Source organism: Bacillus basilensis (assembly GCF_050630465.1).
Classification (GTDB): domain Bacteria; phylum Bacillota; class Bacilli; order Bacillales; family Bacillaceae_G; genus Bacillus_A; species Bacillus_A basilensis.
This window is the reverse complement of the sequence record NZ_JBNTQO010000014.1, coordinates 99,593-117,598: the sequence shown is the minus strand read 5'-3', so window position 1 is coordinate 117,598 and position 18,006 is coordinate 99,593. Positions and strand designations below refer to the sequence as shown.

Here is an 18,006-nt window from a genome sequence, read left to right as displayed (position 1 = left end):
TAGTTTCATTTTTATTTAGGAGGTACATGACATGCAAACAGGTAAAGTTAAATGGTTTAACGGCGAAAAAGGTTTCGGTTTCATCGAAGTTGAAGGTGGAGACGATGTATTCGTTCACTTCTCAGCTATCCAAGGTGACGGATTCAAAACTTTAGAAGAAGGTCAAGAAGTTTCTTTCGAAATCGTTGAAGGTAACCGTGGACCACAAGCTGCTAACGTTACAAAAAACTAATTAGCTAGCGATAAAAGCATTCCGATTTTCGGAATGCTTTTTTTTATTCTTTAGAGCTAGATTCATTTGAAGATAATTCGCCTTTAAAAGTACGCTCTTCAAAGTCATCAAGCATTTGTTCATATTCTTCATGCTCTTCCGTAGCGAAAACTTGCGGATTTTTTCCATACATATCTGTACCGATAAAATTCTCGAAATCCTCTACGTAGCCCACATTCTCTTCGCTATTTACATACATGCCATTATAGTTTTTTGAATCTTGTCTTTCTAAATCAGACGGCGTTTCAGATGTTCCATAATTTGCGACATCTTGCCATGCATCTTCTGCATCGTATTCAACAGAATGATCTTCATCATGTTTGTGGAAAGAAGGAGACAATACTTCTTCTTCAACTGGCCGCGTATTCATATTTAATTTGTTCGTTGTGTGCTGTATGCATGTTGTAGCAGTCGGCATTGCTTCTAATCTTTCAAATGGAATTTCTTCGCCAGACACTTCGCAAATGCCATACGTACCCGCTTCTATTTTTTGCAGGGCATGTTTCGTATCTTCCAGCTGTTTATGCCAAAGCTCAATAAGTCCGAAGTCTTTTTCACGTTCATATAGCTCTGTTGCCATATCAGCGGGGTGATTATCGTAGCTAGATAATTCTCCAACGGAATCGCGCTCAGATGCTCGATCTTCATTTTCGTGTGTTTGTATCGTTTGCTCTAGTTCTTGTTTTTGTTTTTCTAAAACGGATTTAAATTGATTTATTTGTTGTGGAGTTAACATAGTCGTCCACCTTCCTACAATTCAGTTTCTTTACATAGTATGAGCGTTGGGGGTAGGAATTATGAGATGAATTTTACCTCTGAAATTGATATATGAAAAAGGAGCCGCATTAGCAGCTCCTTTTAAAGGAAATATCCAAGCAATAATCCGATTCCCATGAGGAGACCGAAGATTGTATTTGTTTTTGCGGTTGCAATCATCGCAGGTACCATTTCCATTGGGATGCTTTTGCCGATAAAGCCTTTCGTCGCTTTAAATGCTTTCGGTGCACTTAAAAATACGATAAGCATCCATGGTGATACGATGTGGACGATAATTAAAGCAATTGTCCAAATGTAGGAAACGATGAACATAGAAGCAAGTACACCAACGGCTCTTTCACGTCCAACGAGAATTGCTAACGTTTTACGACCGTTTTCTTTATCGCCATCTAAGTCACGAATGTTATTAGCTAGTAAAATGGCACCAATTAAAATGGAGCTTGGAATCGATAGTAAAATCACTTCTGATGTTACAGTTCCAGTTTGAATAAAGAATGAAATCCCAATAATAATGACACCCATAAATAATCCGGCTGTTAACTCTCCAAATGGTGTATAGGCAATTGGAAGTGGGCCACCTGTATAAAGGTAAGCAACGGCCATACAAATAAGACCGATTGCCGCAAGCCACCAGCTAGAATTCATACAAATATAAACACCTAATAGTATTGCGATGCCGAAAAATCCAAATGCTAAGTTAAGTACTGTTTTTGGCTGAATGCCATCGCGAACAATAGCGCCGCCGATACCAACTGAACCTTCGTGATCGAGTCCTCTTTTATAATCAAAGTATTCATTAAACATGTTTGTTGCTGCCTGAATGAGAAGACAAGCAAGAAGCATTATAAGGAAAAGAGGGAGATGTATTTGATTTATACCTCCGACCTGCATTGCATAGGCTGTTCCAATGAAAACAGGAACGAAAGCTGCTGTTAATGTATGGGGACGTAGTAAACTCCACCAAATGCGCCAGCCTGTTTGCTTACTTGGCTTTGGCGCCGTAGGAGAGGAATTCGTTTCGACGTTCATTTCCATGTTGAATCCTCCTTTGGTCACATATTGTACACAACTAAGTGTAGAAAAAGCATCATTTAGTGTCAACGTTTATTTTCTAGGAAGAGAAGGTGAATTTCTCAGAAATGCTAAACGTTGACAGGCCTTTCGTTTGAGGTGTATCTTAAAATCAAGCGTAATTATGACTATTTTTCGCCCATAGGGGGGAGACAATTGTGATTCAAACGAAACAAATAGGCTTGCAAGAAGTTCTTGGTGCAGCCATTAAGCGTGCAACTGATGAAAAAATATTGGTTAGCTTCGTAAAACAAATAGACTGGATGGATCCGCTTCTGTTTTATGCAGCAGGAAAAAGGATTGCATTCGAAAATAGATGTTATTTTGCAGACCCAGCTCAGCATGTAATATTTGCTGGAGTTGGCTCTGTTTTCACTATAGCAACTGCTTCTCACAAACGCTTTCAAACTGCTCGTGACGAGTGGGATAAAGTAAAAGAGAAAGCATTTGTACAAAGAGAAAGATACGAATTTGGAACAGGTCCTCTTTTGTTTGGTGGATTTTCATTTGACCAAGAAAAAGAGAAAACAGACTTATGGAAAGAATTTGATGATACAACATTTTCACTACCAGCATTTTTATTAACTGTAAAAAATGAAAAAGCTTGGTTAACAATGAATACTTTCGTTTCAGCAACAGATTGTGCAGAAACTCTTTATAACGAAATTGTTTCTTTAGAAGAGAAAATTTTTGGGGAGAGTAAATGTGCACTAGAAGGGTCGAAATTAACAGTTACTTCTAAAGTAGAAGTGGATCCGAAAGGCTGGATGAAGGCCATTGAGAAGGTACAAGATGAGATGAAGCAGGGGAACGTGCAGAAGGTTGTATTAGCGAGGGAGCTAAAAGTAGAAATGAATCATCATATTGATTCTGCTCTTGTTTTAGAAGCGCTTCGCATTGGGCAACCGGATTGTTACGTATTTTCTTTTGATTATAAAGGAGCATGCTTCTTAGGAGCGACGCCAGAGAGATTAATTCGCAAAGAAGATGAGAAGTTTACTTCGATGTGTCTTGCTGGTTCAACTGGTCATGGTCAATCTATAGAAGAAAGTAAGCGAAATAGTAATGCGCTTCTTCATGATGAAAAGAATTTAGCTGAACACGGTTATGTTGTGAACATGATTAGATCGGTATTAAATGAGCACTGCGAATCCGTTAATATTCCGGAAAGTCCGGGCTTATTAACAACGAAAAACTTAATTCATTTATATACGCCTGTAGAGGCAAAAGGCGATGCGAGTCTTTTAACAATGGTAGAAGAATTACATCCAACACCAGCTCTTGGCGGGACACCTCGTTTGGAAGCGATGAAATTGATTCGTGATGTTGAATTGTTAGACAGAGGATTATATGGTGCACCGATTGGCTGGATAGATGATGAAGGAAATGGTGAATTTGCGGTTGCACTTCGCTGTGGATTATTAAATGGCGAGAAAGCATCCTTATTTGCCGGTTGCGGGATTGTAATTGACTCAGTACCACAACTTGAATATGAAGAAACAAGTTTGAAGTTTAGACCGATGCTTGGTGCTTTGGAGGAATTAATGAAATGAACAATCATATAGAAGCATTATCATATTATTTAGGCGCGTTCGTGGATGAACTGACGCGTCTAAATGTATGTGATGTTGTTATTAGTCCAGGCTCACGGTCAACGCCGATAGCTCTACTAATGGAACAACATGAAGGAATGAACACATATTTACATGTAGATGAAAGATCAGCAGGATTTTTTGCGCTCGGTATCGCAAAAGCGAAAAAACGTCCTGTTGCATTATTGTGTACATCAGGAACGGCAGCAGCGAACTATTATCCAGCTGTATGTGAAGCTTTTCATTCACGGGTGCCGCTTATCGTCTTAACAGCAGATAGACCGCATGAATTAAGAGATGTCGGTGCACCGCAAGCAATGAATCAATTTAATTTATACGGTACGTTTGTGAAGCAATTTACAGAGATGGCACTTCCAGAAGCGAGTGAAGCAATATATCATTACGCTCGCATGACAACGCAGCGCATGATAGCAAGTGCTTGTTTAGCGCCGCAAGGACCTGTTCATCTTAATTTTCCAGTTCGCGAACCGCTTATCCCGGACTTCTCATTAGAAAGTTTATGGGATAAAGGACGAGGGGAATATACAGGAGTAGTTCAGCAAGGGAACGTGATGATGCCGAGTGAATATGTAGATTCGCTTGTAGGGCGCCTTTCACATATGGAGAAGGGGCTTATTATTTGTGGAGACGATAGTCATTCAGAACTCGCAGCATTTGCGGCAGAATTAGCTGAAAAAACGGGATACCCACTATTAGCGGATCCGCTTTCTAACATTCGTAGCGGACACCACGATAAAACGATGGTAATCGACTGTTACGATACATTTTTACGAAATGAGCTATTAAAGGAAACGTGGAAGCCGGACGTTTTAATTCGCTTTGGTGGTATGCCTGTTTCGAAAGCATTGACGCAGTTCATCAAAAAACAAACGAAAGCCGTTCATATCGTTGTTGACGAATCTGGACAATGGAGAGATCCAGCTCTTGTTGCGACAGAAGTTGTCCAAGCAAGTGATATTGCATTTTGCAGTGCACTAATAGAACAAATGCCAGTTATGAAAAAGAATGATTGGTTCGGAATGTGGAAACATATAAACGAAAAAACGAAGGAAACGCTTCGTGAAATGGAAACATATGAAACGGCATTTGAAGGGAAAGTCATTACGGATATTGTCCGCGTATTACCAGAAGGGGCAACGTTATTTGCAAGTAATAGTATGCCAATTCGTGATACAGATTCATTCTTCTTCACATCGGAGAAAAATATTCAAGTGATGGCAAACCGCGGTGTAAATGGGATTGATGGAATCATTTCGACAGCTTTAGGAGCGAGCATTATTTGTGAACCGCTCGTATTAGTGATCGGTGATTTATCATTTTATCACGATTTAAACGGATTATTAGCCGCAAAATTACATGAATTAAATATAACAATTGTCGTTGTAAATAATGACGGTGGCGGTATTTTCTCATTCTTACCACAGTATGAGAAAAAGGAACATTTCGAATCGTTATTTGGAACACCGATTGGTCTTGATTATGAACACGTTGTTAAAATGTACGGTGGTTCATTTAGCCGTGTAAATGGTTGGGAGCAATTCCGCGAAGAGGTACAAAAAGGAACAACGACGGAAGGCTTACACGTTGTAGAAATTTGTACGAACCGTGATGAAAACTTAACATTGCACCGCAAATTATGGGCGAAAACACAGGACGTAATTACTACATCGTTGCAAGGTGAATCAAAATGAACGTAACGCTGCAAGGTGTATCGTATGAATATGAAGTAGTCGGAAGCGGGGAACCACTTCTACTTCTTCATGGTTTTACGGGAAGCATGGAAACGTGGCGTTCTTTCGTTCCTTCTTGGAGCGAGCAATTTCAAGTCATTTTAGTAGACATTGTTGGGCATGGAAAAACAGAAAGTCCCAAAGATGTGACGCATTATGATATTCGAAATGCGGCATTGCAAATGAAAGAGCTACTAGACTATCTTCATATTGAAAAAGCGCACATACTTGGCTATTCAATGGGCGGTAGACTGGCGATTACGATGGCATGCCTATATCCAGAATATGTACGTTCTCTTTTATTAGAAAATTGTACAGCTGGGCTTGAAAGTGAAGAGGATAGAAAAGAACGTTGTGAAAAAGATGGGCGACTTGCCAATAAAATTGAGCGTGAAGGCATTAAAAGCTTTGTATCAATATGGGAAAATATTCCGATGTTTGGAACGCAAAAAAATTTAACTCAAAATGCACAAGAAGCAGTGCGAAAAGAACGACTTGCTAACAACCCAAAAGGGCTCGCAAATAGCTTACGTGGCATGGGAACGGGGGCTCAGCCTTCATGGTGGAACGAGCTGCCAAAATTAAAAATTCCTGTTCTTTTAATGAACGGAGAGCATGATGAAAAGTTCTTTCGTATATTAAAAAACATTGAAAAATGCGTCCCTGACGCGAAATTTGTCAAAATTGATGGTGCTGGCCATGCAATTCATGTGGAACAACCGGAAAAGTTTGATACAATAGTAAAGGGATTTCTAAAAACTATTCAGTGATGCTTTTTTCATCTAAGAAGGAAGACACACTTATAGAGGAGATCAGAAATATACAAGGAGGTAGTTGTAATGGCTATTGAATGGGTAAAAGAAGGCAATTACGAAGATATTATTTATTCAACATACAATGGTATCGCAAAGATTTCGATTAACCGTCCTGAAGTACATAACGCATTCCGTCCAAAAACGGTAATGGAGTTAATCAACGCTTTTGCACATGCTCGTGATGATGCAAATGTTGGCGTTATCATTTTAACAGGTGAAGGTGGACGTGCATTCTGTTCTGGCGGCGACCAAAAAGTTCGCGGTCATGGTGGATATGTAGGTGACGACCAAATCCCACGTCTAAACGTATTAGACTTACAACGTCTAATTCGCGCAATCCCTAAACCAGTTATTGCAATGGTAGCAGGTTATGCAATTGGTGGTGGACACGTACTTCATATCGTATGTGATTTAACAATCGCTGCAGACAATGCTGTATTCGGACAAACAGGTCCTAAAGTAGGAAGCTTTGACGGTGGATACGGAGCTGGTTACTTAGCTCGTATGGTAGGCCACAAGAAAGCTCGCGAAATTTGGTACCTATGCCGTCAATATAACGCACAAGAAGCGCTTGATATGGGCTTAGTAAATACAGTAGTACCATTAGAACAACTTGAAGCAGAAACAGTACAATGGGCACAAGAAATCTTAGCAAACAGCCCAATGGCACTTCGTTTCCTAAAAGCTGCATTCAACGCAGACACAGACGGTCTAGCTGGTATTCAACAACTAGCTGGAGATGCAACGTTATTGTACTACACAACTGACGAAGCAAAAGAAGGTCGCGACGCGTTCAAAGAAAAACGCAGTCCGGACTTCGGTCAATTCCCTCGTTTCCCGTGATCAAAAGCGGAGCCGACTGTTTAGCCTCGTAGGCTAAGGTTCTTTCGCACAGAAAGTGTTTTTTACTTTCTCGTGCGGAAGGTTCTTAGACGGAAGGGGCTAGGAGGCGTAGCTAGATGGGATCAAAAGCGGAAGCAGCTCGTTTAGAACAAAGAGGGCGTTGGAACTCCTGACGTAGAGGCGCTTTTGCCTCGTAGGAAGGCGTGAAACGACCGACTGTTCTAGCCGCTGTAGCTAGATGGGATCAAATGGAAACAAAACAACTAAGAGACTTGATATCATATCAAGTCTCTTTCTTTCATGAAAGGAGAATGAACAATGGAGACGATGCCAAATTGGTTAATACAACGTGCATTTTTAACACCAAATCGCACTGCAATTGAAATAGAGGAAGAGAAAGTTACTTTTATGCAGCTACATGAAAAAGTAGTATCTGTTTGTGAACACCTCACGCATGTAGGAGTGAAACGGGGGCAAAAGGTGGCTGTTCTGATGAAAAATGGTATGGAGATGATTTCAGTTATTCACGCCCTATCTTACGTAGGTGCAGTAGCTGTGCTTTTAAATACGCGTCTTTCAAGAGAAGAGCTACTTTGGCAAATGGATGATGCTGAAGTTATTTGTTTAGTGACGGATCAAGATTTTGATGCTAAAGCTGTTCCTGTCTATTCATTTGCTGAAGTGATGAATGGACCGAAGGCGGAAGCCTCTATACAAGAAGAATTCTCTTTAGAAGAAGCGATGACAATTATTTATACGTCAGGGACGACAGGGAAACCGAAAGGCGTTATTTTAACGTACGGCAATCACTGGGCAAGCGCGGTTGGTTCTTCGCTTAATTTAGGGCTTCGTGATGATGATTGCTGGTTAGCTTGTATGCCGATGTTCCACGTTGGCGGTCTTTCCCTTTTAATGAAAAACATTATGTACGGAATGCGCATTTTACTCGTTCCGAAATATGATGCAGATTTTATTCATACTGCACTTCAAACGAGAGGCGTTACGATTATTTCTGTCGTATCAAAAATGTTAACTGATTTATTAGAGAGACTTGGAGAAGGGACATATCCATCTTCTTTACGATGCATGTTACTTGGCGGAGGACCAGCCCCGAAACCATTATTAGAAACGTGTGTAGATAAAGGAATTCCTGTGTATCAAACGTACGGTATGACAGAAACGTCGTCCCAAATTTGTACGTTATCTGCAGATTACATGTTAACGAAAGTAGGGTCAGCTGGAAAACCACTATTTCAGTGCCAACTTCGTATTGAAAAAGATGGTGTCGTAGTGCCGCCGCGTACGGAAGGCGAAATCGTAGTAAAGGGACCAAACGTAACAGGCGGTTACTTTAACCGTGAAGATGCGACGCGCGAAACAATTCAAAACGGATGGCTTCATACTGGTGACCTCGGTTATTTAGACGAAGAAGGATTTTTATATGTATTAGATCGCCGCAGTGATTTAATTATTTCTGGCGGAGAGAATATATATCCGGCTCAAATTGAAGAGGTGTTGCTCTCTCATCCAGCGGTAGCGGAAGCTGGTGTTGTTGGTATGATTGACGATAAATGGGGACAAGTGCCCGCTGCTTTTGTTGTAAAAAGCGGAGAGGTAACAGAAGAAGAAATTCTTCATTTTTGCGAGGAGAAATTAGCGAAATATAAGGTGCCGAAGAAAGCAAGTTTCTTAGAGGAATTACCACGAAACGCCTCGAAAAAATTGTTAAGACGAGAGTTAAGACAATTAGTGGAGGAGATGTAGGTGGAGATAAAAAAAGCGAAACTCTATATAACGGAAATGCCACTTGTAATCCCGTTTGCTGCAAGCTACGGAACGTATGAAACGCGTGAGAGTATCGTCATTGAATTAGAAGATACGGACGGATACATTGGATTTGGTGAAGTCGTTGCTTTTTCTGAACCATGGTACACGGAAGAAACAGTGAAGACAGCGCTGCATGTACTGCGAGACTTTTTATTACCTGATTTATTAAAGGCTGAAATTTCTCATCCGAATGAAATACCGAGTTTGTTTCAGCATATAAAAAGAAACCGAATGGCAAAGGCCGGAATTGAAGGGGCTGTTTGGGATTTATATGCGAAGCGTCAAAAGAAATCGTTAGCGACATTGCTTGGCGGAACTAGGACTGAAATTGAAGTCGGTGTTGTAATTGGGATCAATACGATTCCGGTTATGTTAAAACAAATTGAGAAGTACGCAGAAGAAGGATACGAGCGTTTTAAAGTGAAAATAAAACCGGGACATGATTACGAATTATTGAAAGAAATACGTAAAGAGTTTCCGCATATCCCGTTAATGGCTGATGCGAATTCAGCGTATACGTTAGCTGATGTAGAGAAATTAAAACGGTTAGATGAATTTCAATTGATGATGATTGAACAGCCACTAGCGGATTATGATTTTCTTGATCATGCACAGCTGCAAAAGAAAATTGAAACGCCAATTTGTTTAGACGAAAGCATCCATAGTGTAGAAGACGCGCGCGTTGCGATTACACTTGGCAGCTGCCAAATCGTTAACATTAAACCAGGGCGAGTAGGCGGATTAACAGAATCGGTTCAAATTCATAATTATTGTATGGCGCATAACATACCAGTTTGGTGCGGTGGTATGGTAGAGATGGGGATTTCACGAGCGCAAAATGTTGCACTTGCCTCATTGTCAAACTTTACGATTCCAGGCGATATATCTGCTTCTAGTAGACATTGGGAGAAGGATATTATTTCGCCGACAGTGATGCTTGAGGGCGGAAAAGTGATTGTACCGCAAAGCGTTGATGCTGAGTATAAAGTTGACCGCGGAAGATTGGAAGAAATAACGAAGCAGCGGATTGTTTTTGAGCGATGAATTGAATCTTTAATCAGGATGTAAGCAAATAGCGAGAGGATTTTGTCGTTAATTGTCGGTAAGTCGATATAATTCAATAATCGCTGATATAATTCGAGTTACGGTTAATATAATTGGAAAATCGCCGATATAATTCAAGTTGTGTTCGATATAATTGGAAAATCGTCGATATAATTTCATTTACTAAGGCTACTCAAATGAGTAGCCTTTTTTGTATTGTACAAATTGGATAGACTAGTTTAAAATCGAGCGTATAAAGGGGGAGTAAAATGAAGCGCATTTCAATTTTAATAGCGGATGATGAGGCAGAAATTGCTGATTTAATTGAGATACATTTAGAAAAAGAAGGGTACCATGTTGTGAAGGCAGCGGACGGGGAAGAGGCAGTTCATATTATTGAAACGCAGCCAATCGACTTAGTGGTTTTAGATATTATGATGCCGAAAATGGATGGGTATGAGGTGACGCGTCAAATTCGCGCGAAGCATCATATGCCGATCATTTTCTTGAGTGCGAAAACTTCGGACTTTGATAAGGTGACAGGTCTTGTATTAGGTGCAGATGATTATATGACGAAACCTTTTACGCCGATTGAATTAGTCGCACGTGTAAATGCACAATTACGCCGATTTCTTACATTAAATCAACCGAAAGTAGCGGAGAGCAAATCTGCTTTAGAGGTAGGCGGAGTTATTATTGATCCTGAACGAAGAACAGTGAACGTGTACGGAGAGCAAATTGAGTTAACACCGAAAGAGTTCGATATTTTATATTTATTAGCGAGTCATCCGAAGAAAGTGTACAATGTGGAAAATATTTTTCAGCACGTATGGGCAGATGATTATTATGAAGGTGGAAATACAGTTATGGTACATATTCGTACGTTGCGAAAAAAACTTGGGGAAGATAAAAGAAAAGATAAGTTAATAAAAACAGTGTGGGGGGTAGGTTATACTTTCAATGGGTAACATGATGAAAAGCTTTCGATTTAAAATGATTACCTTATTTGCGTTAAGTATGGTGCTCGCAGCTACTGTAACTTATATGATTTATAAAGGATTACAGCTGTATTATAAAACGATGGTGCGCTATGAAGAGCCTTTAGCGCAATTTCGGTCAATGGTAAGGGAATTTGGAGACATTAACTTCTTTTTAATTTTCTTTATTCCGTTATCTATTATCTTTTTCTTCTTTTTAACAAAACCGTATTTAAAATACTTTGATGAAATTTCTAATGGGATTCATCATCTTGCGAACGGAGATTTTACAAAACAAGTTCCAATTTCATCAAATGATGAATTTGGAAATATCGCACGTGAAATAAATGTTGCGAGTGAAAAGTTAAAAGAAGCTGTGGAAAGAGGAGACTTTGCGGAAAGTAGTAAAGATCAGCTCGTTGTGAATTTAGCTCATGATTTAAGAACGCCATTAACATCCGTGTTAGGATATTTAGATTTAATTCTTAAAGATGAGAACTTAACAAAAGAACAAATTAAACATTTTTCCACGATTGCATATACGAAATCGCAAAGGCTGGAAAGTTTAATCGATGAGTTATTTGAAATTACACGTATGAATTATGGCATGTTACAACTAAATAAAAAGCCAATTGATATAAGTGAGCTGCTTATACAGCTAGATGAGGAATTGTATCCGTTATTAGAAAAACATCAGTTAGAAGCTAGATTGAATGTGGATCCTCATTTGCCGATTAACGGTGATGGAAAATTGCTAGCTAGAGTATTTGAAAACTTGTTAACAAATGCCGTTCGATACGGATATGATGGGCAATTTGTTGATATGAATGGGTATATCGATAATGAAGAAGTTGTCGTACAAGTTATGAATTACGGAGATAGCATTCCAGAAGAAGATTTACCGTATCTATTTGATATGTTTTATACAGGTGATAAATCGAGAACGGAGAACCGTGGCGGGACAGGCCTGGGACTATTTATTGCAAAAAATATTGTCGAGCAGCATAACGGTACGATTTCTGCTGAAAGTAATGTAGTTAGAACAATGTTTGAAGTACGATTGCCAAAAGACAAGAACTTAACAATTTAATAAAAATTTAAACTTTACCCCACTTTTTATTTTAATAGTTTTTTCTATTCTAGACGTAAGTTACGTTAAGGAGGAACTAGAAATGAAAAAGTGGGTATTTATTTCTTTTTTTATAGCATGCACAATCTGTGTAGGCGTTTATATATCACCGTTATTTCAAAAGGAAATTGATGTGAAAATTGATGGAAAAGATAGTGCAGTAAAGGCTGCCAATATGGAAAATGTGGAGATTACAAAAGAAGAAATTTATAAAGGGGATTTATTATTAGTTAACAAAGATTACCCAGTAAAAAAAGATAGTATTAGGTCCGATATTATAAATGTAAATCATAGTAGTGAATTAGTAAGAGGCTATGTAATATTTGATAGAAATCTTCGTTTATCAAAGGATGTTGTGAAAAAGTTTTTGAACGTTGTCGATGCAGCTGGAAAAGACGGAGTACAGAATTTCTTAATGAGTAGTGGGTATCGAGATTTTAAAGAACAAAGTAAATTATATAAAGAAATGGGATCGGATTATGCACTCCCGGCAGGATACAGTGAACATAATTTAGGATTATCACTGGACGTTGGTTCAACGCAAAAGAAAATGGAGAAAGCTCCTGAAGGTAAGTGGGTTGCAGAAAACGTATGGAAGCACGGCTTTGTGTTACGCTATCCGAAAAATAAAAGTCATATTACAGGCATTCAATATGAACCGTGGCACATTCGTTATGTCGGCTTACCTCATAGCGCAATTATGCAAAAAAAGAAAATTACATTAGAGGAATACTTAGAGTTCTTGAAAGAGAAAAAAGAAATCACAACCGATGTGGAAGGTAAGAAATATACGGTTTCTTATTATAAAGTTTCAGGGAATATGAAAGTGAGTGTTCCAGTAAATAAGCAGTATGAAATTTCCGGGAATAATATGGACGGGGTAGTTGTGACGGTTCAGGAATAGAAAAAGAGGTTGTTCCGCTTGGAGCAGCCTTTTCGTATGTAAGAAAGGGATTGGTGTTTTTTGTCGGTAAATCAATATTCCTTGTCGAATCGTTGATGTATTTTGAGTTACGATTGTAAGTTATGATAGATATATTCGAAAAATCGTTGATATAATTTCCTGTACTATCAGCATTTTGAGGAGTATCTTTTATTTCACTTTTAAACATTATAACGTTATATTTACTTCTTTCTTTTTTTGTGTTACGCTAAACGTGTGAAAGAGATATAAAATGAAACTTTAATGTAAGCGTATTCTTATGGCTTCTTATAGAAAAGGGTGGAAGTACAATGACAGAGCGATTCGTACTACGTAATGTGAAACGTGTAAACGGGGAAGAGATTGACATTGTAATTGAAAATAATAAAATCGCACAGGTGACGAAAGCTGGTGCTGGTGAGGGTGGAAAGGTTCTTGATTACTCAGGTACTTACGTATCGAGTGGTTGGATTGATTTGCACGTTCATGCTTTTCCAGAGTTTGATCCATATGGCGATGAGGTGGATAAAATTGGCGTTAAGCAAGGGGTAACGACAATCGTTGATGCGGGTAGCTGCGGAGCTGATCGCATTGCAGATTTAGTAAAAAGTAGAGAACAGGCGAAAACGAATTTATTTGCCTTTTTAAATATTTCTCGCATCGGTTTGAAACGAATTGATGAATTATCCAATATGGAATGGATCGATAAAGAGAAAGTAATAGAAGCAGTAGAAAAGTATAAAGATGTAATCGTTGGGTTAAAAGCGAGAATGAGTAAAAGTGTCGTTTGTGATAGTGGAATTGAACCACTTCATGTAGCGCGCTCTTTATCCCGTGAAACATCATTGCCGATTATGGTACATATCGGTTCAGCGCCTCCTCGCATTGAGGAAGTTGTACCTCTTTTAGAAAAAGATGATGTCATTACACATTACTTAAACGGGAAAGAAAATAATTTATTTGATGAAGAAGGCAAACCGCTACCTGTTTTACTAGATGCAGTGAATCGCGGTGTGCATTTAGATGTTGGTCACGGTAATGCTAGTTTTTCTTTTAAAGTAGCAGAAGCAGCGAAGCGTCACGATATTGCCTTTCATACAATTAGTACAGATATTTACCGGAAGAATCGTATACACGGTCCAGTGTATAGTATGGCTCACGTTCTTTCGAAATTCCTTTACTTAGGTTATCCGCTAGAAGAAGTAATTGATGCGGTTACGAAAAATGCAGCAGAATGGCTTAAGAAACCAGAGCTTGGTCGTATTCAAGAAGGAGATATTGCAAATTTAACTTTATTTACGGTGAAAGATGAGAAGGTTACGTTAATTGATTCAGAAGGGGATCAGCGCATTGCTGAAAAAAGGATTGATACGAAAGGGGTTGTAATCAATGGGTCATTCATTGAATGCTAAGTACGGATTAAAAAGAGTAATTAATGCGAGCGGTAGAATGAGTATTTTAGGTGTATCCGCTCCGACAGATACAGTTATGGATGCGATGAAACATGGTGGACAAAATTATGTGGAAATTGCTGATTTAGTAGATAAAGCAGGAGACCATATTGCGAGAATTCTAGATGTAGAGGCAGCGGTTGTTGTGAACTCAGCATCGAGCGGAATTGCGCTTTCTATTGCTGGTATCGTTACAGAAGGAAATCGTCGTAAAAGTGAAAGACTTCATCAAGAGGTCATCGCGAAAAACGAAGTGATTATGTTAAAAGGTCATAACGTTCAATACGGTGCTCCTGTTGAAACGATGATTTATTTAGGCGGAGGTAAGCTCGTTGAAGTTGGCTACGCAAATGAAGGAAAAGCTGAGCATATTGAAGATGCAATTGGTGAAAATACAGCGGCGATTCTTTATGTGAAATCCCATCATGCAGTGCAAAAAAATATGATTTCTGTTGAAGAAGCATGGGAAGTAGCGCAGCGAAATAACATCCCACTTATCGTCGATGCGGCAGCTGAAGAAGATATTCAAAAATATGTGAAGTATTCAGACCTTGCCATTTATAGCGGTTCAAAGGCAATTGAAGGACCTACTTCAGGTATTGTTGGCGGTAAAAGAAAGTATATTGAGTGGCTGAAAGTGCAATTGCATTGCATCGGAAGAAGTATGAAAGTTGGGAAAGAAACAACATTTGGCTTACTTCAAGCGCTTGATGAGTACGGAGTAAAAGAAGATAAGAGTGAGCAAGAAAAAGAGTTGTTACAAGTACTTATGCCGCTAAAAGAATTAAACGGTATAAATGTAACGATTGTTCAAGATGAAGCGGGAAGAGCAATCTTTAGAGCTCGTATTCATATTAACGAGAAAGAGTTAAATAAATCGGCAAAAGACGTTGTGACTGCATTACGCGACGGGGAAATCGCAATTTACACACGTGATTACGGAGTAAGACAAGGATTCTTTGATATCGATCCACGTCCACTTCAAGGTGATGACATACATGTGATTGAAGAAAAAATGAGAGAAATTGTAGGGGGAAACTAAAATGACAAACATTCAAAAACGTTTTTATAAAGGCCGCGTAGCATTAAATGTATTAGCGAACAATATCGAAAATGCGAAAGATATTTTTGAAGCAGCAGAAGGTTATGTAGTAGTAGGAGTGTTATCAAAAGATTACCCAACTGTAGAAGAAGCTGTTACAGCGATGAAAGCATACGGAAAAGAAATTGATGATGCTGTATCAATCGGACTAGGAGCAGGAGATAATCGTCAAGCAGCAGTTGTAGCTGAAATTGCGAAGCATTATCCTGGTAGCCATATTAACCAAGTGTTCCCTTCAGTTGGGGCAACACGTGCAAATCTTGGCGGAAAAGATAGCTGGATTAATAGTTTAGTATCACCAACAGGAAAAGTAGGTTACGTAAATATTTCTACTGGTCCAATTAGTGCTGCTGGAGAAGAAAAAGCAATCGTTCCAATTAAAACAGCGATTGCACTTGTACGTGATATGGGCGGAAATTCATTGAAATACTTCCCGATGAAAGGTCTAGCTCATGAAGAAGAATATCGCGCAGTTGCGAAAGCTTGTGCGGAAGAAGGATTCGCATTAGAGCCAACGGGCGGAATCGATAAAGAAAACTTTGAAACAATTGTACGTATTGCGCTTGAAGCAAATGTAGAGCAAGTTATTCCGCATGTATACTCTTCTATTATTGATAAAGAAACTGGTAATACGAAAGTAGAAGATGTTCGTGAATTATTAGCAGTCGTGAAAAAGCTAGTTGATCAATATGCGTAAGAAAATTGCAGCGTTCGGTGAAGTAATGATGCGCCTGCAAGTACCAGGATATGAATTGTTGTCGCAAGCAAATACATTAAAATACTCATTTTCTGGTACAGGTGTGAACGTTGCAGCTGCGCTTTCTCATCTAGGGCATGGAGGGCTTCTTATTTCAACTTTACCGGAAAATTCGGTTGGAGATGCGGCATTATCTTATATTCAAAAGTTAGGTGTGCAAACATCACTTGTTTCAAGAGGCGGTAAATATGTCGGCATGTACTTTTTAGAAAATGGATTTGGTGCACGTACGAGCCGCGTTACATATTCAAATCGATTAGAAAGTAGTTTCAATACGGCATGTGAAGAGATGTATCAATTTGAAGAAATTGCTAAGGAAATTGATATCGTTCATTTTTGCGGGATTACACTTGCGATGAATGATACGGTGCGTCGTCACATGAAATCTTTAGCGAAAGCAGTGAAAGAAAACGGAGGCACTGTCGTTTTTGATTGTAATTATCGTCCATCTCTTTGGGGAGAAGACGGATATGAGCAGGCGAAACCGCATTATGAAGAAATGTTAGCTCTTGCTGATATCGTTATGATGAACGAAAAGGATGCGATGTTTGTTCTAGGAATGCAAACAGAAGAGACGGAGCGAGAAGCACAACTTGTTGATCTGATTCCAAAGGTAGCTGAAACATATCGTATCGCTACCATTGCTGGTACACATCGCTCTATTAATAGTGATAATACACACTCGCTTCGCGGGTTTATATGTAAAGATGGTGCGTTCACTTTTGCAAAAACACTTACGTTTTCTGTATATGATAGAATAGGTGCTGGAGATGCTTATACGAGCGGGATTATTCATGGCGAGATAGAAGAGTTTGCACCAGAGAAAGCTGTTTCATTTGCGTCAGCAGCTGGAATGCTTGCACATACAATCGTCGGTGATACGCCAATGTCATCAGAGAAGGATATACTTCGGGTAATGACGGCATCAGTAGGTGATGTAGAAAGGTAGTGGGTGTAAAGGTGAACGTAACGAGGAAAAAAGGACCATTATATTTACAAATAAAAAATATTATTCGTGATCGAATATTGCATGGTGTATATGCGATTCATACGAATATTCCTTCCGAACCACAGTTAGAAGAAGAGTTCAAAGTGAGCAAAATTACAGTACGAAATGCGATTAAAGAACTTGCTCAAGAAGGGTATTTGGAAAAGAAAAGCGGTAAAGGAACGAAAGTCATCCGTAATACTTCTGCGACAAAGCTGTCAAAGGGTAAGAAATTTACAGAAGTGTTAGTGGAAGAAGGCTATAAAGTACAGAAGAAATTGCTAAAAGCAGAAGTTGTTCAGAATGAAGAAGGAACAGTGCCGTTTCGATTATTCGGTAAAGAGAGTTTTCGTATTGAACGTTTATATACGTTAAATGATGCACCGTACATTCATTATACGCACTATTTCTCAGCACGAATGGCAAGCACTGATTTATCGGACTTTGACTTGCAATCGCTTTACGATTTAGTTGAAGACCGAGGTATACATTTAGAAAACTTCAGAGATGAATTCGCTGTTGGACTGGCACCTAGTTTCGTTGCAGAATCGTTAGGTGAAAAAGAGGGCACAGCGTTGTTAAAACGAATGCGCTATTCTTACGATGAAGTTGGCGAAGTAATTGAATATAGCGAAGGCTACTACAATACAGAAATGCAGCATTATGTAGTGAATTATGACGTATAAAAA

Annotated in this window: 17 protein-coding genes; 15 read left to right on the top strand and 2 right to left on the bottom strand. The window is 39.1% G+C overall.

All coding sequences use genetic code 11. From position 1 onward, the window contains the following. Nucleotides 1-31: 31 nt before the first annotated feature. Nucleotides 32-232, top strand: coding sequence for a cold-shock protein CspD (cspD, locus tag ACQVV1_RS22150; RefSeq protein WP_001193049.1), 201 nt, complete (start codon nt 32-34; stop codon nt 230-232). A 43-nt stretch (nt 233-275) separates the two neighbouring features. On the opposite strand, the gene ACQVV1_RS22145 is transcribed toward cspD, so the two are convergent. Then, on the bottom strand, nt 276-1,007 hold the full coding sequence (locus ACQVV1_RS22145) for a yteA family sporulation protein (RefSeq protein ID WP_063224363.1): 732 nt from the start codon (nt 1,005-1,007) through the stop codon (nt 276-278). 122 nt (nt 1,008-1,129) lie between these two features. After that, nucleotides 1,130-2,083 carry a 1,4-dihydroxy-2-naphthoate polyprenyltransferase gene (locus ACQVV1_RS22140; RefSeq protein ID WP_431169515.1) on the bottom strand — a complete coding sequence of 318 codons (954 nt, stop codon included), beginning with the start codon at nt 2,081-2,083 and terminating at the stop codon, nt 1,130-1,132. 194 nt (nt 2,084-2,277) lie between these two features. Between ACQVV1_RS22140 and ACQVV1_RS22135 the strand changes: the two genes are divergently transcribed. From ACQVV1_RS22135 to ACQVV1_RS22070, 14 genes are all read left to right on the top strand, one after another. Then, nucleotides 2,278-3,672: an isochorismate synthase gene (locus ACQVV1_RS22135; protein ID WP_309259468.1), complete on the top strand. Its 1,395-nt coding sequence runs from the start codon at nt 2,278-2,280 to the stop codon at nt 3,670-3,672. Next, entirely contained in the window at nt 3,669-5,423 is a 1,755-nt protein-coding gene (menD, locus tag ACQVV1_RS22130) for a 2-succinyl-5-enolpyruvyl-6-hydroxy-3-cyclohexene-1-carboxylic-acid synthase (protein ID WP_431169513.1), read from the top strand. Before ACQVV1_RS22135 ends, menD begins: the two co-directional genes overlap by 4 nt. After that, nucleotides 5,420-6,232: a 2-succinyl-6-hydroxy-2,4-cyclohexadiene-1-carboxylate synthase gene (gene menH, locus ACQVV1_RS22125; RefSeq protein WP_431169512.1), complete on the top strand. Its 813-nt coding sequence runs from the start codon at nt 5,420-5,422 to the stop codon at nt 6,230-6,232. The genes menD and menH overlap by 4 nt, the downstream gene beginning before the upstream one ends. A gap of 69 nt (nt 6,233-6,301) precedes the next feature. Then, on the top strand, nt 6,302-7,120 hold the full coding sequence (gene menB, locus ACQVV1_RS22120) for a 1,4-dihydroxy-2-naphthoyl-CoA synthase (RefSeq protein ID WP_060632697.1): 819 nt from the start codon (nt 6,302-6,304) through the stop codon (nt 7,118-7,120). A gap of 318 nt (nt 7,121-7,438) precedes the next feature. Next, complete coding sequence (locus ACQVV1_RS22115) at nt 7,439-8,884, top strand: o-succinylbenzoate--CoA ligase (protein WP_309259466.1); 1,446 nt, start codon at nt 7,439-7,441, stop codon at nt 8,882-8,884. Beyond that, the gene (menC, locus tag ACQVV1_RS22110) at nt 8,885-9,991 is read left to right on the top strand and encodes an o-succinylbenzoate synthase (protein WP_309259465.1); all 1,107 of its coding nucleotides are present in this window, start codon (nt 8,885-8,887) and stop codon (nt 9,989-9,991) included. A 269-nt stretch (nt 9,992-10,260) separates the two neighbouring features. Continuing rightward, nucleotides 10,261-10,959 (top strand): response regulator transcription factor, encoded by a 699-nt coding sequence (locus ACQVV1_RS22105; RefSeq protein WP_063224356.1) that lies wholly within the window; start codon nt 10,261-10,263, stop codon nt 10,957-10,959. After that, a complete protein-coding gene (locus ACQVV1_RS22100; RefSeq protein ID WP_098555303.1) occupies nt 10,952-12,058 on the top strand; it encodes a sensor histidine kinase in 1,107 nt (368 codons plus the stop codon). Before ACQVV1_RS22105 ends, ACQVV1_RS22100 begins: the two co-directional genes overlap by 8 nt. Before the next feature lie 82 nt (nt 12,059-12,140). Beyond that, nucleotides 12,141-13,001, top strand: coding sequence for a M15 family metallopeptidase (locus ACQVV1_RS22095; protein ID WP_431169510.1), 861 nt, complete (start codon nt 12,141-12,143; stop codon nt 12,999-13,001). A 329-nt stretch (nt 13,002-13,330) separates the two neighbouring features. Continuing rightward, nucleotides 13,331-14,431 (top strand): amidohydrolase/deacetylase family metallohydrolase, encoded by a 1,101-nt coding sequence (locus ACQVV1_RS22090; RefSeq protein WP_242252323.1) that lies wholly within the window; start codon nt 13,331-13,333, stop codon nt 14,429-14,431. Further along, nucleotides 14,409-15,512 (top strand): DgaE family pyridoxal phosphate-dependent ammonia lyase, encoded by a 1,104-nt coding sequence (locus ACQVV1_RS22085; protein ID WP_242252324.1) that lies wholly within the window; start codon nt 14,409-14,411, stop codon nt 15,510-15,512. Before ACQVV1_RS22090 ends, ACQVV1_RS22085 begins: the two co-directional genes overlap by 23 nt. A gap of 1 nt (nt 15,513) precedes the next feature. After that, nucleotides 15,514-16,269: a 2-dehydro-3-deoxy-phosphogluconate aldolase gene (gene dagF / locus ACQVV1_RS22080; protein WP_044793624.1), complete on the top strand. Its 756-nt coding sequence runs from the start codon at nt 15,514-15,516 to the stop codon at nt 16,267-16,269. Beyond that, nucleotides 16,262-17,278 carry a sugar kinase gene (locus tag ACQVV1_RS22075; RefSeq protein WP_431169509.1) on the top strand — a complete coding sequence of 339 codons (1,017 nt, stop codon included), beginning with the start codon at nt 16,262-16,264 and terminating at the stop codon, nt 17,276-17,278. The genes dagF and ACQVV1_RS22075 overlap by 8 nt, the downstream gene beginning before the upstream one ends. Further along, the gene (locus ACQVV1_RS22070; protein WP_242252328.1) at nt 17,278-18,003 is read left to right on the top strand and encodes a GntR family transcriptional regulator; all 726 of its coding nucleotides are present in this window, start codon (nt 17,278-17,280) and stop codon (nt 18,001-18,003) included. The genes ACQVV1_RS22075 and ACQVV1_RS22070 overlap by 1 nt, the downstream gene beginning before the upstream one ends. Nucleotides 18,004-18,006 lie beyond the last annotated feature (3 nt).

What these genes read in the sequence shown, in the direction of transcription:
- cspD (WP_001193049.1), top strand. Translation starts at nt 32, where the DNA reads ATGCAAACAGGTAAAGTTAAATGGTTTAACGGCGAAAAAGGTTTCGGT.
- ACQVV1_RS22145 (WP_063224363.1), bottom strand. Translation starts at nt 1,007, where the DNA reads ATGTTAACTCCACAACAAATAAATCAATTTAAATCCGTTTTAGAAAAA.
- ACQVV1_RS22140 (WP_431169515.1), bottom strand. Translation starts at nt 2,083, where the DNA reads ATGGAAATGAACGTCGAAACGAATTCCTCTCCTACGGCGCCAAAGCCA.
- menD (WP_431169513.1), top strand. Translation starts at nt 3,669, where the DNA reads ATGAACAATCATATAGAAGCATTATCATATTATTTAGGCGCGTTCGTG.
- menH (WP_431169512.1), top strand. Translation starts at nt 5,420, where the DNA reads ATGAACGTAACGCTGCAAGGTGTATCGTATGAATATGAAGTAGTCGGA.
- menB (WP_060632697.1), top strand. Translation starts at nt 6,302, where the DNA reads ATGGCTATTGAATGGGTAAAAGAAGGCAATTACGAAGATATTATTTAT.
- ACQVV1_RS22115 (WP_309259466.1), top strand. Translation starts at nt 7,439, where the DNA reads ATGGAGACGATGCCAAATTGGTTAATACAACGTGCATTTTTAACACCA.
- ACQVV1_RS22105 (WP_063224356.1), top strand. Translation starts at nt 10,261, where the DNA reads ATGAAGCGCATTTCAATTTTAATAGCGGATGATGAGGCAGAAATTGCT.
- ACQVV1_RS22100 (WP_098555303.1), top strand. Translation starts at nt 10,952, where the DNA reads ATGGGTAACATGATGAAAAGCTTTCGATTTAAAATGATTACCTTATTT.
- ACQVV1_RS22095 (WP_431169510.1), top strand. Translation starts at nt 12,141, where the DNA reads ATGAAAAAGTGGGTATTTATTTCTTTTTTTATAGCATGCACAATCTGT.
- ACQVV1_RS22090 (WP_242252323.1), top strand. Translation starts at nt 13,331, where the DNA reads ATGACAGAGCGATTCGTACTACGTAATGTGAAACGTGTAAACGGGGAA.
- ACQVV1_RS22085 (WP_242252324.1), top strand. Translation starts at nt 14,409, where the DNA reads ATGGGTCATTCATTGAATGCTAAGTACGGATTAAAAAGAGTAATTAAT.
- dagF (WP_044793624.1), top strand. Translation starts at nt 15,514, where the DNA reads ATGACAAACATTCAAAAACGTTTTTATAAAGGCCGCGTAGCATTAAAT.
- ACQVV1_RS22075 (WP_431169509.1), top strand. Translation starts at nt 16,262, where the DNA reads ATGCGTAAGAAAATTGCAGCGTTCGGTGAAGTAATGATGCGCCTGCAA.